The organism is Vibrio sp. 970 (genome assembly GCF_033339075.1).
Genome location: NZ_JAWOTW010000620.1, coordinates 1 through 572 on the forward strand (window position 1 = coordinate 1; position 572 = coordinate 572).

Here is a 572-nt window from a genome sequence, read left to right on the forward strand (position 1 = left end):
CAGTTGATGAAAGGAGGCGCGAAGGTTTTTATCTTCTTAGCGGTCGCGTCTTTCTATATCATCATTCAAAACGGTGTCGGCGTGTCACTTGCGGCGGCATTGGGTTTAGACCCATTAATGGGGTTAATCGCGGGTTCGATTACTCTGTCTGGTGGTCACGGCACGGGGGCGGCGTGGTCACAAACTTTCCAAGACGTGTACGGATTAAATAACGTTCTGGAAATCGCGATGGCATCGGCCACTTTTGGTTTGATCATCGGCGGTATCATTGGTAGCCCAGTGGCTCAACGCCTAGTGGAAAAACATGGTATCGAATCTGAGTACGGTCGTGGTGGTAGAGATGCCAAAACCCACGAGAAGTTCCCAGAGCTGGTGACGTACAACGAGTACGAAGAAGACAAAGTAACGGCGAAAAAGGTCGTGGAAAAACTCTTCTTCTTACTGATTTGTGTGACGGGTGCGAAGTACGTTGAACAGTGGGTGAGTACCTACGAAATCTCTTGGTTGATGATTCCTGATTTCGTTTACGCGCTGTTCATTGGTGTGATTATTACGAACTTCTTAGAGGTGAC

1 protein-coding gene is annotated in these 572 nt (G+C 48.3%); it reads left to right on the top strand.

Annotated elements, in window-relative coordinates:
* Positions 1-572: sodium/glutamate symporter (locus R7Q11_RS28225; RefSeq protein WP_225467233.1), on the top strand; the 572-nt coding region annotated here is incomplete at both ends.